The 17559-nt window shown below is 39.5% G+C and carries 17 protein-coding genes and 1 pseudogene; 5 read left to right on the forward strand and 13 right to left on the reverse strand.

Annotated elements, in window-relative coordinates:
- Positions 1 to 277: 277 nt before the first annotated feature.
- On the forward strand, positions 278 to 538 hold the full coding sequence (locus tag JQC92_RS16725; protein ID WP_205000710.1) for a DUF5062 family protein: 261 nt from the start codon (positions 278 to 280) through the stop codon (positions 536 to 538).
- A gap of 144 nt (positions 539 to 682) precedes the next feature.
- Positions 683 to 1318: pseudogene (locus JQC92_RS16730) on the forward strand (IS66 family transposase); the annotation flags it as partial.
- A 166-nt stretch (positions 1319 to 1484) separates the two neighbouring features.
- Here the strand turns inward: JQC92_RS16730 and JQC92_RS16735 are convergent.
- From JQC92_RS16735 to JQC92_RS16745, 3 genes are all read right to left on the reverse strand, one after another.
- A complete protein-coding gene (locus tag JQC92_RS16735) occupies positions 1485 to 3428 on the reverse strand; it encodes a methyl-accepting chemotaxis protein (RefSeq protein WP_205000712.1) in 1944 nt (647 codons plus the stop codon).
- Positions 3429 to 3910: 482 nt separating this feature from the next.
- On the reverse strand, positions 3911 to 5056 hold the full coding sequence (galK, locus tag JQC92_RS16740; RefSeq protein ID WP_205000713.1) for a galactokinase: 1146 nt from the start codon (positions 5054 to 5056) through the stop codon (positions 3911 to 3913).
- Between the two features lie 2 nt (positions 5057 to 5058).
- Positions 5059 to 6099 (reverse strand): UDP-glucose--hexose-1-phosphate uridylyltransferase, encoded by a 1041-nt coding sequence (locus JQC92_RS16745; RefSeq protein WP_205000714.1) that lies wholly within the window; start codon positions 6097 to 6099, stop codon positions 5059 to 5061.
- Between the two features lie 129 nt (positions 6100 to 6228).
- On the opposite strand from JQC92_RS16745, the gene JQC92_RS16750 reads away from it, so the two are divergent.
- Positions 6229 to 7221 (forward strand): LacI family DNA-binding transcriptional regulator, encoded by a 993-nt coding sequence (locus JQC92_RS16750; protein ID WP_205000715.1) that lies wholly within the window; start codon positions 6229 to 6231, stop codon positions 7219 to 7221.
- 54 nt (positions 7222 to 7275) lie between these two features.
- Here JQC92_RS16750 and fabF read toward each other — a convergent pair whose 3' ends face one another.
- The 10 genes from fabF to JQC92_RS16800 form a co-directional block, all read right to left on the reverse strand.
- A complete protein-coding gene (fabF, locus tag JQC92_RS16755) occupies positions 7276 to 8514 on the reverse strand; it encodes a beta-ketoacyl-ACP synthase II (protein WP_205000716.1) in 1239 nt (412 codons plus the stop codon).
- Positions 8515 to 8648: 134 nt separating this feature from the next.
- Positions 8649 to 8882 carry an acyl carrier protein gene (acpP, locus tag JQC92_RS16760; RefSeq protein ID WP_129945971.1) on the reverse strand — a complete coding sequence of 78 codons (234 nt, stop codon included), beginning with the start codon at positions 8880 to 8882 and terminating at the stop codon, positions 8649 to 8651.
- 163 nt (positions 8883 to 9045) lie between these two features.
- Positions 9046 to 9792, reverse strand: coding sequence for a 3-oxoacyl-ACP reductase FabG (gene fabG / locus JQC92_RS16765; RefSeq protein WP_205000717.1), 747 nt, complete (start codon positions 9790 to 9792; stop codon positions 9046 to 9048).
- A gap of 10 nt (positions 9793 to 9802) precedes the next feature.
- Positions 9803 to 10729, reverse strand: a complete 927-nt coding sequence (gene fabD / locus JQC92_RS16770; RefSeq protein WP_205000718.1) for an ACP S-malonyltransferase — start codon at positions 10727 to 10729, stop codon at positions 9803 to 9805.
- Positions 10730 to 10772: 43 nt separating this feature from the next.
- Positions 10773 to 11732: a beta-ketoacyl-ACP synthase III gene (locus JQC92_RS16775; RefSeq protein WP_205000719.1), complete on the reverse strand. Its 960-nt coding sequence runs from the start codon at positions 11730 to 11732 to the stop codon at positions 10773 to 10775.
- Between the two features lie 11 nt (positions 11733 to 11743).
- The gene (gene plsX / locus JQC92_RS16780; RefSeq protein ID WP_205000720.1) at positions 11744 to 12769 is read right to left on the reverse strand and encodes a phosphate acyltransferase PlsX; all 1026 of its coding nucleotides are present in this window, start codon (positions 12767 to 12769) and stop codon (positions 11744 to 11746) included.
- Positions 12770 to 12783: 14 nt separating this feature from the next.
- Entirely contained in the window at positions 12784 to 12954 is a 171-nt protein-coding gene (rpmF, locus tag JQC92_RS16785; protein WP_129945976.1) for a 50S ribosomal protein L32, read from the reverse strand.
- 15 nt (positions 12955 to 12969) lie between these two features.
- Positions 12970 to 13497, reverse strand: coding sequence for a 23S rRNA accumulation protein YceD (gene yceD / locus JQC92_RS16790; RefSeq protein WP_129945977.1), 528 nt, complete (start codon positions 13495 to 13497; stop codon positions 12970 to 12972).
- 252 nt (positions 13498 to 13749) lie between these two features.
- Positions 13750 to 14655: a homoserine O-succinyltransferase gene (locus JQC92_RS16795; RefSeq protein WP_205000721.1), complete on the reverse strand. Its 906-nt coding sequence runs from the start codon at positions 14653 to 14655 to the stop codon at positions 13750 to 13752.
- A 73-nt stretch (positions 14656 to 14728) separates the two neighbouring features.
- Complete coding sequence (locus JQC92_RS16800) at positions 14729 to 15226, reverse strand: hypothetical protein (RefSeq protein WP_205000722.1); 498 nt, start codon at positions 15224 to 15226, stop codon at positions 14729 to 14731.
- Positions 15227 to 15312: 86 nt separating this feature from the next.
- Here JQC92_RS16800 and JQC92_RS16805 point away from each other — a divergent pair, with 86 nt between their 5' ends.
- Positions 15313 to 16146, forward strand: a complete 834-nt coding sequence (locus JQC92_RS16805) for an ABC transporter permease subunit (protein ID WP_205000723.1) — start codon at positions 15313 to 15315, stop codon at positions 16144 to 16146.
- Positions 16143 to 17045 carry an ABC transporter ATP-binding protein gene (locus JQC92_RS16810; protein WP_205000724.1) on the forward strand — a complete coding sequence of 301 codons (903 nt, stop codon included), beginning with the start codon at positions 16143 to 16145 and terminating at the stop codon, positions 17043 to 17045. Before JQC92_RS16805 ends, JQC92_RS16810 begins: the two co-directional genes overlap by 4 nt.
- The last annotated feature ends 514 nt before the right edge of the window (positions 17046 to 17559 follow it).

Consider the following 17559-nt stretch of genomic DNA (forward strand, 5'->3'; position numbering starts at 1 on the left):
GATCATTGATTTTGTCGAAGTGCTGTAAAAAAGTAGAAGGTTCCATTTCATTATCATGTAGCTAAGTTTGATTGATCTGATCACAAACCTTCAAAAAAGTTCAATTTTAATGATCTTGCCGTGTAGAGCCATATAATGACATTAAAAACAATCTCTAAAAATTTGACTTACTGGATTGATGTTAAGTGATATTTTGTGTCAGTATTAAACTCTAGGTAAATTCAAATAGTTTTAAAACGAAACGATTAATTCCCCTGAAACCAATGGAGCTGTATGCATGAAGAAGCATAAAAATGAACCACAATTACTGAAATTGGCTATTCAAATTGGCGAGGGTTATGCGGTAAAACGTGGGTTTACTTCTTTTGGAAAAGGCACATCAGAAAGAGAAAAAGTTGAATGTATATACCGTTTACTTGTCCAAGATAAACTCGTCCAACCTTTGGCGAAAGATAAAGAAGATGGCTTAAATATAAAACACAAGCTCGTGCTTTGGATTACTAAACAGCTTCCTGATGAGCATCCTTTATTAAAATAGCTCGTATATTCGCACGTACAAAGTATTACGAATTTTGCGAACGTTCACTTGACAGAAGTTCTGCGACTTCTAGCCGATTGTTATAAAACTCATCAACAGCATTAAATGCAAGTGAAATTTTATCAATACTCGATAACATGACTGTTACCTAAAGTATCTTTGGAAATCACCGAGTACCAAATTTTTCATGGTCACTGCCAATATTGTAATGCCACTTATAAAGGGGAGTTACCGGAAACTTCGCCTAAAGGGCAAATAGGCTCTCGTCTAATGGGGCATATTGCGGTATTAGCAGGGAAGTACCATCTGAGCGTCTCTCAAACTCGGCAGCTTTTGCTTGACCAATATGGTGTTACTTTTTCAACTGGGGCGATTTCAGAAGCTCAGGGGAAAGTGAGCGCCATGCTCACACCAACACATCAAAGTTTAAAAGAGCACATTCATAAAGCGCTGTACGTGCATTGTGATGAAACATCACATTCCCGCAATGATGAAAAAGAAACACGCTGGTGCTGGCTTATATCGTCAGAAGATGCGGTGTTTCAAACGGTTCAATACTCTAGAGGTAAAGAAAGTGCCAAGTTTGTACTTGGTGATTGCAAAGATAATATTGTCATTACCGATAACTATGCGGCTTACAATTTTATTAACCCAGAAAAACATCAACTCTGTCTTGCGCATGTCCAGAGAAACCTTCAACAAATGGCGGATTACTCAGGTGGTGGACTGACCTCACTCATTGGCCAGAAACTGGTGTTAATTCTTAAAGCCGTTTTTCGAATTCCAACTTTCATCATTTAAATGAGTACAATAAGTAAAGTGAGTCTATCTTCTAAGTTTATCTGACTCAAATTAACTGAAAATGAATGACAAGTTAATCTTTATTTATTACTTTCTTTTAGTGAGATTCACAATCAAAGGAATTAGAAGTAAGAAATCAATTATTCTACAGCCTAAATCCACTAATTTGCTCAGAGAGTTTTTTCGCATCAATAGCTAATAATTTCCCTACCTGACTTGCTGATTGTGCAGATTTAAGGGCTACTGTAGCACCACTTTCAATCGCTTGGGTATTCTCATCAACTTGAGTTGTCGCTTGACGTTGTTCAGATACAATATCTGCAATTTGTGCACTTAATTGCACAACTTCTGAAACTCGTCTTGTGACGTTTGCTATGGTCTCACTCACTTCATTAGCTTGCTCAACACCCTCATTGGCTTGCTTTGAACCTGAATTCATAGTCTCTACAGCTTTTGACGTAGCTGATTGCACTAATTCAATCATGCGACGAATTTCATCAGTAGATGATGCAGTTCTGCTTGCTAATGTTCTCACCTCATCTGCGACAACGGCAAAACCTCTACCTTGTTCACCAGCTCGAGCGGCTTCAATAGCGGCATTAAGTGCTAGCAAATTTGTTTGTTCTGCAATTTCATGAATGACATCAACCACCTTACCAATATCATCAGCATGTTGGGCTAATTGATTTATTGCTTCTGCTCCTGCTTGCACTTCTTGCGCAATATGATTAATTCCTTCAACTGTACTCAAAATTACTTTCTGTCCTTGATCTACATCTTCCTGAGCTGAAACGGTAATACTCGTTGCTTGTTGTGTGTTTTGATCAACCGTATTCACTGAAGCAGCAAGCTGACTGACTGCGGTTGCTACAACGTGCGTTTCTTGTTGTTGATTCGTTAGGTTTGTTTCAACATCCATCGTCGCCGTCTGAACTTTTTGGCTGGCATCAACCACTTCATGACTCAGCTCTTGAACACCACTGATCAATTCACGCATATTTCCTAGCATTTGGTTAAATGCGCCAGCAATTTCATTAAACTCATCTTTACCTTGTACGGCTAGATCGGCAGTTAAATCACCATCAGCGACTAGCGTAGTTGCTTTGTGAATAGATGCGATATTTTGACTGATCGCCTTATAAGCTGAGAAAAAGAAATAGAGACTTAAAAGAACGACAAAACTAACAAAAGATACGACAAAGTACATATGGTTTTGCTGAAGCTCAACCTTACTTCTGAGGCTTTGGCTGAGTAAATCACTCGCAAGCTTGTCCAGCTCAAAAATAGATTTTTGTTGCACACGAACTAAAGAGTTAAATTCGGATAGTGTTATTTGGAAACTGTCTGGTTCTATAAGGCTGTTTTGGATTCTTTCTATTAATGTTTGAGTACTCTGCTTAGCTTTTTTCGCCGCTGACAACCAATTTGAGTTATGACTTAACACTTCTGACAATTTCTGGGCTTGCTTATCTTGCAGTAATAACAGCTCTGACAACCTCTTATTGACTGCAACTAACTGAGTATAGGTTTCAGGTGTAAATCGTTGAGCCGTTAATATGTTTTTAGCGACTTGTATGTCTAAAGAGCTAAACTCAATGACATCAGGAATCCTGTTGATATATAAATTAGCGAAATAAAAATCCTGTGGATCTGAATCTAAGGTTAAACCACTCTCTGCAGCTATCGCCTTTTTAAACTCCGAAAGTAAATTAGATAACTGAGTAATGTCGTCTGTGCTACCTGAAAACGTCGAAATTGCAGATTCAAGTTCGATATACTGAATTTGACTTCTTGGATACTTAAAAGACGATATTTGCCAAAATGAAAGCGTCGAACGCAATTGACCTTTATTAACGTTTAGTGAATCTCTGAGGTTTAAAATTTTAGTTTGTAGCGGCCTTAGTTGCTCTATCTTCTGTTTTCCGTCTAATTTATTAACCAGTATTCCCCTCTCATGAAGCTGTTGCTCAACAATCCAACATGCACCAATCATTAAAGGAATAAGGGTGACGATTGCAAGTAGAGAGAACTTTCGTTTAAAGCAAAGACGGTTAAATAAATTTATTCCGAATGAAAACAAAGTTGGCATGAATGAAACCCCAAAAAATAACTACTTAATCAGACCTGTTTACGGCCTCTTTTATTTCTTGTTATATCGACAGTTTTCTATAAAAGTTTACTAAAGAGTGATTTATTTTTTCTTTTGATGCTACTTTTTCTTGTTCTATACCCATGATACTTGAAGATGCATGTTTCAGGACTTTTTCAGCGCCAATTCTTTTAGGCGCATTAGCGAAGGAATATCGGGATTCTTTCGAGCTAATGTAACAAAGAAGAATTGGCGCTGAGCAGTCCACGCAGTGCGAGTTGCACAGCTTGTTACTCTTCGTTGCCAGTGGTAACAATAGCTCAAGCTCACTATTGCCGCACACCGTCGCCTTGATTAACAAGTTGTGCGTTCTCGCTGAAATCGAGCATTTTCAGGTAGCATGGGTATAATTCAAGTCCAGAGTCAGCAACACTTGCTGAAAATATCAACAAAGATCAACAACCCCTAACAGTTTTAACTAATTAAAACTGTTTTCTAAATGCTCCAGAAGTAAGCGTACAGCTGTAAAATGAAGCAGATAATTTGTACTCATCTTGATATGCCTTAGTTACATCTTTAATCAATTCATCAGCACGTTGTTCCGGTACAATTGCGACCACACAACCACCAAAACCACCGCCAGTCATACGAGCACCACCCTCACTTCCAAGCTTCTCGTTTAGAATGTCAGCTAAGAAATCCATTTCAGGTGTTGTTACTTCAAAGTCATCTTTCAATGATTGATGAGATTCAGCCATTAGTATACTTAAGCGAGCAACATCACTATTAAGTAAACATTTTAATGCTTCCTGAGTCCTATTATTCTCGGTTATCACATGCCGGGCACGATGATATAAAGTCGAGTCTAGGGCAATTTTTTGCTCTTCAAGCTCAGTAAATGATACATCTCGCAACGCTTTACGCTTAAAGTGTTTTGCTACACTCTCACACTGTTCATGCCTTAAGTTATATTCACTATCAACAAGTCCACGCTTGACGTTAGAATTCACGATTAAAACGGCCATTCCCGTTGGCAATGGCGCATCTTTAAAGGTCAGTGAACGACAATCTAATAGCATGGCATGGTTTTCTTTTCCCATTGCTGATATCAGTTGGTCCATAATGCCGCAACTACAGCCAACAAAATTATTTTCAGCGGCTTGGCCGATTAGTGCCGCCTTAACACCATCTATAGGTAATTCATACAATTCTGAAAATACTTTGATAATCGCAATTTCAAAGCTTGCAGAGGAACTCAAACCAGCCCCTTGAGGTACATTCCCCGTAACCATTAACTCTGCGCCATTAATTTTGGGAAACTCCACGAGTAGCATTTTTAAAACACCACGAACATAGTTACTCCAACTGTGCTGAGCATCAAACTCATTATTATTCAGGGAGAATATAACCAGCTCTTCGTTTATGTCATAGGCAACGACTTTGACTTCATTGTCTTCTCGCTTCCTTGCAGCGATATCAGTCCCAAAATTGATTGCAGCGGGTAAAACAAAGCCATCATTATAATCGGTGTGATCACCAATTATGTTCACTCTCCCTGGAGCATGACAGATCACATCAGGCATACGTTGAAAGCGGGCTTCAAATAAGTCTTGAACTTTGTTATTCATTGCTATTGTTCCGTATAATGTTTATTACTGCATGCTCTCAATCGTTGCGCAGCTTGCTCTGCCGTTAAATCTCTCTGAGATTCCGCCATCATTTCGTATCCGACCATAAATTTACGCACAGTAGCACTTCTCAAAAGCGGAGGGAAAAAACTCGCATGCAATGTCCATTCTGGATGCTCTTTATTATCAAAGGGAGCACCATGCCAACCCATTGAATATGGGAAAGAGCAATTAAACAGGTTGTCATATCTAATTGTGATTTGTTGAATGATATCCGCTAATGCTTGTTTGGCTTCACCAGTAATGTCTGTCATTCGGTTAACGGGAAACTTGGGTAAAACCAAGGCTTCAAACGGCCATTGAGCCCAATATGGGACAACCACGAGCCAATGGCTATTTTCAACTACAACACGCTCTTTGTTTTCAATTTCCCTCTGAACGTAATCATTAAGCAAATTAGAGCCATGCTGTTCAAAATAAGCTTTTTGAGCATTGTGTTTTTTAGTCACTAATGTTGGTAAATGATTTTGAGCCCATACTTGCCCATGTGGGTGAGGGTTAGAACACCCCATCATCGAACCTTTATTCTCAAATACCTGGACCCATAAGTACTTTTCGCTAAGTTCTTCATATTGTTGTTGCCAAGTAGTTATTACTTCAGTGATAGCAGGTACACTCATTTGCGGTAAGGTTTTACTGTGATCAGGAGAAAAACAAATGACTCTACTTTCACCTTGCTCTACTTCCATTTTAAATAGAGGGTCGGCTTGACTGAAGATAGGTGAGTCTGTTTTTAAAGCTGCAAAATCATTCGTAAAAACATAAGTAGACTCATAGTTTTCATTAATTTCACCGTTAATACGAGTATTACCAGCACATAAAAAACATTCGGAGTCATAAGCCGATCGGACTTCAGTATCTGGAGTCTCAACTTGCCCCTGCCAAGGACGCTTAGCACGATGAGGAGAGACTAAAACCCACTCGCCTAATAAAGGGTTATAGCGACGATGTGGATGCTCTGTAGGGTCAAAAGCGTTTGTCATTTCAATATCCATGAGTCATTTTACTAAAATCAGTGTAAACGCTTACATCAAGTAGAATCAAGGAGTTTAGCTTGCAATTTGCACATTAAAAAAAGATACTTAAGTTAAGATAAAGAAAATTATGGCTATATGACTACTGTTAAAGACGTTGCAAAATTAGCTGGAGTATCTACCGCTACGGTATCAAGAGTGGTGAATAACTCAGGCTTGGTTAATAAAGAAACGCAAAGTAAAGTTAAGTCCGCAATGCAGCAACTTAACTACCGGCCCAATACAGTAGCTAGAGCTCTTGCATCTAAAAAATGCACGACTCTGGGATTGGTCGTTCCTGACGTCAGTGATCCTTTCTTTGGCCAACTCGCCTCTTCTGTTGAACAGATAACTCGTCTCACAAATATGCAGTTACTCCTGAGTATTGGCGGCCAAGATGAACGTTCGGAGCAACAAGCTATCGAATCTCTTATTGCACAAAATTGCGACACTATGGTTGTTCATTCTAAAAAAATGAGTGATGAAACACTTTCTTCCTACCTCAATGAGTTACCTGGACTTGTCCTCATTAATAGATTCATTGCTGAATTCCAATCACGCTGTATATGGCTAAACAATGAATATGGAGGACGGTTAGCCGCAGAATACTTGATTCATAAGGGACATAAACAAATAGCAATCGTGAATAGTTGCTTAGAAATTGATGATCCGCTTCTGCGAAAGAAAGGTTTTGAAAATGCCTTGCCATCGAAAAATTTTTATTTTGAAGCTACACCAACATTTGACGGCGGAGAAGAGGCTGCAAACAAACTTATTGAACACTTAGACAAAGTTACAGCAGTATTTGCATACAATGATGCAATGGCAGTAGGCGTAATTTCTAAACTATCTGAAAAAGGGATTCGTGTTCCTGAAGATATTTCAATTATCGGCTTTGATGATGCGTTATTTGCCCGAGTCTGCCAGCCGAAGCTCACAACATTAAAATACCCGATTGATCAAATGGCGAAACATGCCGCTTTATTGTCACTTTCAATCAGTGGTTCAAATACTGAGTTTAGCAATTTGCCCTCTGAATATTGCTATCAACCATATTTAATTGAAAGAAACTCTGTCTCTCTGAATGAATAAAAAAGCGATGTTTCATTCAAGAACATCGCTTTACTGTCTTAAACACTTATAATATTAGGCTTTTTTAAAAAGTAACGAACCGTTAGTACCACCAAAGCCAAATGAGTTACAAAGTGCAAAGTCGAGTTTTGCCTCTCTAGCTTTATGTGGAACAAAGTCTAAATCACAACCTTCGTCAGGATTATCTAGATTTAGTGTCGGCGGTACAATTTGATCTTTTAGAGCCAAAATAGTAAAAATCGCTTCAACAGCCCCTGCTGCACCAAGTAAATGCCCTGTCATCGACTTGGTCGAACTTACCATCAGGTTATAAGCATGATCACCAAATACAGATTTTACTGCTGCTGCTTCTGCTTTATCACCAGCAGGAGTCGAAGTACCATGTGCATTAATATAGCCAATTTGATCTTTTGGTAATTGTGCATCATTGATGGCATTTTCCATTGCTGCTGCTGCACCTTCACCATCAGCTGGAGGTGAAGTCATGTGGAAAGCATCACCGCTCATACCAAAACCAACTAACTCAGCGTAAATCCTAGCGCCACGAGCTTTAGCATGCTCAAACTCTTCCATGATGATAACACCAGCACCATCACCAATAACAAAGCCATCACGGTCTTTATCCCATGGGCGGCTCGCTTTAGTTGGGTCATCGTTGCGTGTAGACAGTGCTTTTGCCGCTGCAAATCCACCAACGCCCATCGAAGATGTTACATCTTCAGCACCACCTGCAACCATGACATCTGCATCGCCATAAGCAATGGTACGTGCAGCAAAACCGATATTGTGAACGCCTGTCGTACAAGCTGTTGTAACAGCAAAGTTAGGACCTTTCATACCGTATTTAATGGATACGTGACCTGCAATCATATTGATAATGGTACTCGGTACGAAAAATGGCGAGATCTTACGAGCTCCACCTTTCAACATAGCTGAATGATTTTGCTCAATCAATGGTAAGCCCCCCATGCCAGCACCGATAGCAGTACCAACACGACTAGGGTTTTCTTTGTCCATATCTAAGCCTGAATCTTCAAAGGCTTGAATGCTTGCCGCCATGCCATATTGGATAAACTTATCCATTTTACGAGCATCTTTCTTAGATAGGTATGTTTCAATATCGAAGTCTTTTACACTTCCACTAAAACGAGTCATCAAACCGCTTGCGTCAAAAGAAGTAATCGGTGCAATACCACTTTGTCCTGATAGCAAAGCTTTCCATGTACTATCAACGGTATTACCAACTGGAGTTACAAGTCCTAAACCTGTAATTACAACACGACGTTTAGTCACAATATTTTCCTCTAAACATTGGCGACCGAAAAGCAAAAGAATGGAAGAATAAAACTGGTAAAACCAGAAAGGTTTTCGGAGGCCTAAAACAAAGACAGGCGGCATAAATGCCGCCTGTCTTCTAGAATTCAGTATTACTGATTCGCAGAAACGTAATCGATCGCTGCTTGAACAGTTGTGATCTTTTCAGCTTCTTCATCAGGGATCTCGGTATCAAACTCTTCTTCTAGAGCCATAACCAACTCAACTGTGTCTAGAGAATCTGCACCTAAGTCATCAACGAAAGATGCTGCTGGCTTTACGTCTTCTTCTTTAACGCCTAGTTGCTCAATGATGATTTTCTTTACACGTTCTTCGATGTTGCTCATTAGTTTTCTTTCCTATTCAAATTACGCACTTGCGTAAGATTGGGAGTAGTTTATTCGATTCAGCTAACATTGCAACCCCCGATTTCGTGGTCTAACCACGAAGTAGAAGAAAATGCGTAACTTATCGCCACTCAATAAATCAAAGTTCCCTGTTGAAACTCGGTTAAACCATATACATGCCGCCGTTTACATGCAAGGTTTCCCCTGTGATGTAAGCAGCTGAGTCTGAAGCTAAAAACAATACAGCGTTGGCAATTTCTTGCGCTTGTCCTAGACGCTCCATTGGAACTTGAGACATAATCGCTTTTTGTTGTTCTTCCGTCAACTCATCAGTCATATCCGTTTGGATAAACCCTGGAGCGATCGCATTAACTGTGATCTGTCTTGAGCCAACTTCTTTAGCAAGAGATTTCGTAAAACCTATCAAACCTGCTTTTGCTGCGCAATAGTTAGATTGTCCAGGGTTACCCATTGTACCCACAACCGAACCAATATTAATGATACGTCCAGCACGTTTTTTCATCATTGCACGTAAAACGGGCTTAGAAAGACGGAACAAAGAATTCAAGTTAGTGTCGATAATATCGCCCCACTCATCATCTTTCATACGCATCAGTAAGTTATCACGGGTGATACCAGCATTATTTACAAGGATATCTATGTCACCCGTTTTTTCTTTGATCTGGGAGAACATATTTGTAACAGATTCTGAATCAGTCACATTTAACACTAGGCCGAATCCTGCGTCACCTAAGTAATCTTGGATTGCTGCTGCACCACGTTCGCTAGTGGCTGTACCGATAACTTTGGCACCAGCTTCAACTAATGTTTCAGCGATTGCACGTCCAATACCACGGCTTGCACCTGTAACTAATGCAACTTTACCGTCAAGATTGAGAGTAATACTCATTTGGGATTCCTTATTCTGTGAGAGCTGCCATTGAAGCAGAATCATTTACAGCTTTCGCTGTAATTGATTTATTAATTCGTTTTGTCAGCCCTGTAAGTACTTTTCCTGGACCAAACTCATATAAGCTTTCAACGCCCATGTCAGCCATCTTAGAAACGGTTTCACTCCAGCGAACTGGACAATACAGCTGACGAACTAATGCATCTTTAATTAAAGCAGGGTCTGTTGGTGAGGCAACATCAACGTTATTAATTAGCTCAATGCTTGGAGCGTTAAACTTAACGGTTTCAAGTGCTTCAGAAAGCTTATCAGCAGCAGGTTTCATTAACGCACAATGGGAAGGCACACTAACGGGTAATGCAACTGTCATCTTTGCGCCCGCTTCTTTACAAGCTACAGCTGCTCTTTCAACGGCGTTCTTCTCACCAGCAATGACAACTTGTCCAGGGGAGTTATAGTTAACCGGGCTAACTACATCACCTTGAGCTGACTCCTCGCAAGCTTTTGCGATAGCGTCATCAGCTAAGCCGATAACTGCATACATAGCACCTGTACCCGCTGGAACGGCTTGTTGCATAAGTTGACCACGTAGTTCAACTAATTTAATCGCTTCAACGAAATCTAGAATTCCAGCACAAACTAATGCTGAATATTCACCTAAACTATGACCTGCGACAACTTGCGGAAGTTCCTTACCTGAAGCAGCATAAGCGCGCCAAATCGCAACACTTGCTGCAAGTAATGCAGGTTGAGTGCGATCCGTTTGGTTCAAGTCTTCTGCCGGGCCGTCTTGTACAAGATTCCAAAGATCATAACCCAATGCTTCGGTTGCTTGAGAAAAGGTTTCAGAAACAACTGGGTACTGCTCTGCTAGGTCAGCTAACATGCCAACCGCTTGAGAGCCTTGCCCAGGGAAAACAAATGCCGTTTTAGACATGGCGATTTCCTCTAATTATTTTTATAAGATGTTAAATCGAAAATTAAAACTTAACCAGCGCACTGCCCCAGGCAAATCCAGCGCCAAAAGCCTCTAAAAGCAGAGTTTGACCACGCTTAATTCGCCCGTCACGCACAGCTTCATCTAACGCAATCGGTACTGATGCAGCTGATGTGTTTCCGTGCTTTGCAAGAGTAAGTACAACCTTATCTAGGCTCATACCCAACTTCTTAGCAGTGGCGTTGATAATTCGGAAGTTTGCTTGATGTGGTACTAACCAATCAATATCTGATTTTTCAATATTATTCAGTCGTAATGTCTCTTGTACTACATGAGATAACTTTGTTACGGCAACCTTAAATACGTCATTACCTTTCATTGTCATGTAGTTTAATGCTTTTTCTGTTTCGTGTGGACGAGCAGGAAAAGCGCATTTAAGAAGATCACCTTGGCGACCATCCGCATAGATGTGAGTATTGATGATACCTTGTTCTTCTGATGCACCAACAACAGCAGCACCAGCCCCATCACCAAATAAGATAATGGTTGAACGATCTTCTGGTTCACAAAAACGAGATAATACATCTGCACCAATCACGAGGATGTTTTTATAAGTCCCACCCTTGATAAATTGGTCAGCGATTGAGAGAGAGTAAACGAAACCAGAACATGCAGCCGCTACATCAAATGCGGGAATGGTGTGCAAGCCTAACATGGCTTGAACTTCACACGCTGAAGCAGGAAAAGCATTCTCACCACTTGTAGTACCACAGATGATCATATCAATATCTTCTGCCGACATACCTGCCATTTCGAGTGCTTTAAGCCCAGCTTGATAACCCATAGTTGCAACGGATTCATCGGTTGCTGCGATTCGTCTTTCGGAGATACCTGTGCGTTCAATAATCCATTGATCTGAGGTTTCAACCATCTGCTCAAGATCTTGATTACTACGCACCTGTACGGGTAGATAACTACCAGTACCAAGAATTTTTGTATGCATATAAATAGAAACTAACTATTAATGTCTAAAAGAATCGACTCCAATCTATCATTGATCAGTTCTGGAAGTCGACGATGAGCCTCGGTGACAGCTAAATTAATTGCATTTAAGTAAGCAGTTTCATCAGCATTGCCGTGGCTTTTAACAACAACACCACGCAATCCTACCAGACTTGCACCATTGTAGTGGTCGGGGTTCATTTGATTAAAGACAGAATGGATTCGTGAGCTTAGAAACTTGGAGAGAATTCGAACGAATAACCCTTTGGTTAGTCCCTGTCTTAAACGACTGACTAATAATTTAGCTATTCCTTCTGAAGTTTTTAATGTGATATTACCAACAAAGCCGTCGCAAACGATGACGTCTGTACTGCCAGAGTACATATCATGACCTTCAACAAAACCTGAATAGTTTACTTGCGCTGATTGTTGCAACAATAAACCGGCTTGCTGGACCTGATCATTTCCCTTGACTTCCTCAATACCGACATTTAACAGTGAAACTTGTGGGTGAGTTTTATTTTCAACGGTTTCACACACTACAGAACCCATTACTGCAAATTGAAATAATGTCTCGGAGCAGCATGAAACATTAGCGCCAAGATCTAAAACATAAACAGGTTTATTTAGGGATGTAGGAAGACGGCCAATCAATGCGGGGCGGTCAATCCCAGGCAAGGTTTTTAATACTACCTTTGACATTGCCATTAGTGCACCAGTATTACCTGCACTGATACAAGCATCGGCTTTTTTATCTCGAACTAAATCAATCGCCAAACGCATTGAGCTTTTTTTACGAGTTCGTAAAGCTTGAGCAGGCCTGTCTGACATAGTGACAATTTCATCAGTGTGCAGAATTTCTATTTGTGAAGCGAGCGTAGATGATTTATCAAGATAGGGCTCTATTTTAGCAGTTTCACCAACTAAAATGAGTTTTAAAGAAGGATTTTGCCGCAATGCCCGCACTGCGGCAGGCACTGTGACTTGAGGGCCGAAATCGCCCCCCATAGCATCTAACGCAAGCGTCAGATTAGTCATAAGTTATCAACTAATTACTTGTTAACAACTTTTTTGCCACGGTAGAAACCGTCAGCAGTCACGTTGTGACGTAGGTGTAGTTCACCTGTAGTAGCGTCAGTTGATAATTGAGCTGTGCCCAATGCATCATGTGAACGACGCATACCGCGCTTTGAACGTGATTTTTTATTCTTTTGTACAGCCATTGCCTGTCTCCTAGATTACTTGCTCTTCAGTTTTTCTAACACTGCAAACGGATTCGGTTTTTCCTCTTCTTGGACTACCTTAATCTCGCCTACAACCACATCCTTCGAACCTTGATGACATGATTTATCATCATGCATAGGAATGAGAGGCATGGCAGTTATCAATTCATCTTCGATCAATTGATGTAACCGTATTTCGCCAATTTCGTTGCACTCAATCGGGTCATACGCTTCCGGGAGCTCATCGATTTCTGCTTGAGTCTTACAAGGACTAAAACAAAAGTCGACCGTAACCTCTGTATTATAAGGTGTCATGCAGCGTTGACATTCCAGAGTGAGCTCCGTCACAGCCTTCCCTTTCAGGTAGACTATCCCCTGTATATCGACACCACATTCCAATGACACTGATACATTGGAACAGTCGCCGGCACATAGTTCATTCAATCGTTTTAACTGCTTTCCCAGAACTGTTCCTTGAAAATCAAGACAGCTTTGAGCAGCACGTAGCGGATCGATTGAAACCGGTATCTTTACTGTTTGCATAAGGCGCGCATATTATAGTTTGATAACGCTTGAGTCAAAGAAAAATTTCACACACACATCACACAAAGCAATTTGGTGCTTTTTCAAATCATCGCATTGAAATTAACGGAAGCGGAATTTTACCTAAGCAATGGCCTGTAAACAAGCAATCAACGCTTAAATAAATTGCAATCAATCGATCCCGATCGTTTCTTTCGATCTGAAAAAGGCGAATAATTAGTATTATACCTAAAATAAGTGTAAACGGAAAACTTACAATTTATATGGCGTCATTTGATAAACGTAATAATTCAACCAATTACTCATAAGTAAATTTCCATGCCCAGACCAATTTACTTTTGGCTCGCATTCAATGTTGTCATCCGGAAAGTACCCTTGCGGAAAAGGAATTTGCTCCCCCTTGGCTGTATCTCTTAAATATTCATCTTTGAGCGTATTCTTTTGATACTCAGGGTGTCCAAAAACAAAAATATTTCTTTTACTTTTACTCGAAACTAAATACGCACCCGCTGTATCTGAACTTGCTAACAAACAAAGATTGGAATTATCGTAAATATTGTTGATATCAACTTCAGCACTCCTAGAGTGTGGAACATAAAACTCTTCATCAAAGCCACGCATTAGCGGTTCATGTTGTTTTAAGGTTTTATGTATAAATACACCTACTCGCTTCTCTTCAAGTATTTTTCTCTTCACGCCATACAGATGAAATAATGCAGCGTGTGCAGCCCAACAAAAAAACATGACAGACGTTACATTCTGTTGTGACCAATCCATTACCTCTTTAATACATGCCCAATATTGCACACTCTCAAAGTCGAGCTTCCCTAAAGGTGCACCTGTGAATAACATCCCATCATATTTATTATTTTTTATTTGTGAAAAGTTAGAATAAAACGACTCCATATGTTCTATTGGTGTGTGTCTTGATTCACGGTTATGGATTCGTAAAAAATCGACTTCTACTTGTAACGGTGTATTTCCCAATAACCTAAGTAACTGTGTTTCTGTTTCAATTTTGTTAGGCATTAAATTAAGAATAAGGATTTTTAAAGATCGAATATCTTGATGCATAGCCCGTGATTCAGACATGACAAAAATATTCTCAGACGCAAGTACTTGTGTCGCAGGTAAGCGGTCAGGAATACGAACTGGCATATAAAGATCTTAATGATTAATCATAAACCAATTTTAGCCATCCAAACACCTAAACGTCCAGTTGTTTTTTTACCTAATTGCAGTCGAGTAGATTTTTAAAGGACGTTCTCCACTGATCATCTTTATCGAATGTTTTATTAATCTTGTCAATGAGGGTCTTATCGCTGCTGTTTGATATCGCTTTCTGATAATCATCATTACCAAACAAGTTCATTCGGGCGCACAATTCTGCATTATCTTTATGAATTTTCTTAATTTCATTATCAAGTGCATCAACAGCTGCTTGTGGGTGTTTTTTCCTAATCACATTTTGCAGCTCACGCAATTCATCAGATGGATTGTTCGTTACTTTCTCACCAGCGCTCTTACTTGCTAATGCGTAAAAATGCTCTGCAGCTTGTTTAAACTTCTTAGCATTCATGCAGGTGTTTAAGTCCGACATAATGTCTTTAGGTTGTTTAGAGAAGTCCACTTTTGAAAGCGGTGCGCACTCACTGTTATTGATCGGCGCTGTTGATGAACAAGCAGCTAAAAGCAAAAAAAGAACAAATAATAACCAGTTACGATTCATAGTCATACCACCATAAATTACTGCTTGCTACTTATCCAGATAAGTAGGTAAGGTGTATCTAATTATAGATGCACAAGGAATGTATTGTGACACAAACTCAGCCATTTAATTTTTGGCGTAATTTATTACACATAGCAAGTTATGATACCCAAAAAGTGTTGCTTCAAAAACGAGGTATTATCTCTCTTGTCTGTTTTACTTTAGTCTGGTTACTTATTTTAGCTTATCCAGTAAAAAGTGCTGTCGAGCTAATGTCTATTCAAGGCTTTAAAGAATTTGTCTATAGTTTTGCACATGCATCTAACGCTGCTGAACTTCTCAATTGGGATACGCCTGAATTTGCGGTTTATTGGTTTTTTGCTCTGTACCTTTTTCCGATGTTTAGCTTAATCATTACTGCCGATCAGTTTTCATCGGATAGACAACGTGGAACCCTAAGGTTTTTCTTGCTGAGAACTAACAGAAGCAGCTTGTTTTTTGGCCGTTTCTTAGCGCAAATGATCATTCAAGGCTTACTCATCTTGATTTCCATTATTGCGACTATTGGTCTGATTATTTTTAACCAAGCAACTTCTTTCAGCGATGTCTTTATTACCGCATCTTTAGTTTGGCTTGCACTTTTTATAAATTTACTTCCTTACACCGCTTTGATGTCTTTACTTTCTCTTTATGCGAATGGTGCTAGGCAAGCTTCGATGCTCGCTGTTTTTTACTGGGTAGTGCTAACAATTGTGATTGGAATCCTGAGTTTCTATGTTCCACAAATTTCTTTACTGGAATTAGCAAAACCTGGAGTACAAATTCCAACAATGTTGAACAGTAGTGGTATTAGTGTTTTACATCAATCGCTCATCCCAATCTTTCAGACTGTTGTGTTATTAACACTTGGGTGTCTTTATATGCAAAGGAGAGCGCTATGAGTCTCATTCAATGTAATGGCCTTACAAAACAGTACGGTGATAAATTAGCACTCGATAATGTGAGTTTTAAAATTGAATCAGGGCAACCTGTTGCTCTTGTTGGTCCAAATGGTGCAGGAAAGACGACACTCTTTAATTTACTTTGCGGCTTTATTTCGCCAACTCTCGGTGACTTAAAGATCCTAGGTGATTGCGTCTCATCGACCAAAAATCTAGGAAAACTAAGTGCATTGCCGCAAGATTCTTTGCTCGATCCAGCCATTGAAATCCGTAAGCAATTTATATTCATTGGGCAATTGCAAGGGCTTTCGAAACATCAAGCTCAGATTGAAGCAGAAAGAGTGTTGGAGATGGTCGATTTGACTGATGTGATACGAGAAAAACCGACTGCACTTAGCCATGGTATGGGAAAACGAGTTTCTATTGCTCAATCTTTAATTGGCAACCCTCAAATTGTATTGTTAGATGAACCTACAGCGGGTATCGATCCTGCTAATGCTAAGAAAATTCGCTCTATCATCCAAGAACAACAAAATAATACTAACTTTATTGTCAGTTCTCATAATCTTGATGAACTTGAAAAGCTTTGTGATCGAGTGCTCTATCTGGAACATGGAAAGCTTAAACAATCATTGACCTTGACTGAAGAAAGCCATGAAACTAGCTATATTTCTTTATCACTACAAAATGTCGATATGGGCGAACTGATTTCAAAGCTAAATTCACTCTCAGGAATCAACCGTGTTGAGGCCATTTCAAATAATGAGCTCGGTATTCATTGCTCTGACAATAATAATTATCAATACGAAATTGAGATTATGCAATTGCTCGCAGAAAATGACTGGAAATACAAGTCAATTGCAAGAGGTAAAACACTAGAGGATAGATTATTTTCATGAACCTATTTGCTATGTACAGCTCCTTTTGTACATAGCAAATTTTTTAATGTCTAGGTCCATCAATGGGTACAAGTTTTAAAGCTCCATTATTCTAATCCTGAACATGTGGTTCCATATGCGACACTAAGGTAACAGTACCAATTAATGTCTCAGCCTCTTTATCTCTTTGGGGATAAGTCACATTATAAATTCCTATTATGTCGTTTTCTACAGGAAACCCTGAATGATAATATTTAACCGGGCCTTGAGTTTTCCATATAAATATTTATCTCCCATAGCAGTTCTTAGACCATTACCTCGATTTGTTCTGATTGCTTTCACTCTTATTCTTATTGAACCTAAAAAACTCAGTTGAACGCTAAATAACTTTTTAAGCTTATGAAAGTAAGAAGTAACTATTCAGCACTCTGAAAGTTAAATGAACAAAATACCTGCACTCAACTCACTATTTTTCACGATCATTTGACCGATCTAATCATCATGTCATGCTGTTGATATCATTCATTGAGTTGTA

Source organism: Parashewanella hymeniacidonis (genome assembly GCF_016900895.1).
GTDB lineage: Bacteria > Pseudomonadota > Gammaproteobacteria > Enterobacterales > Shewanellaceae > Parashewanella > Parashewanella hymeniacidonis.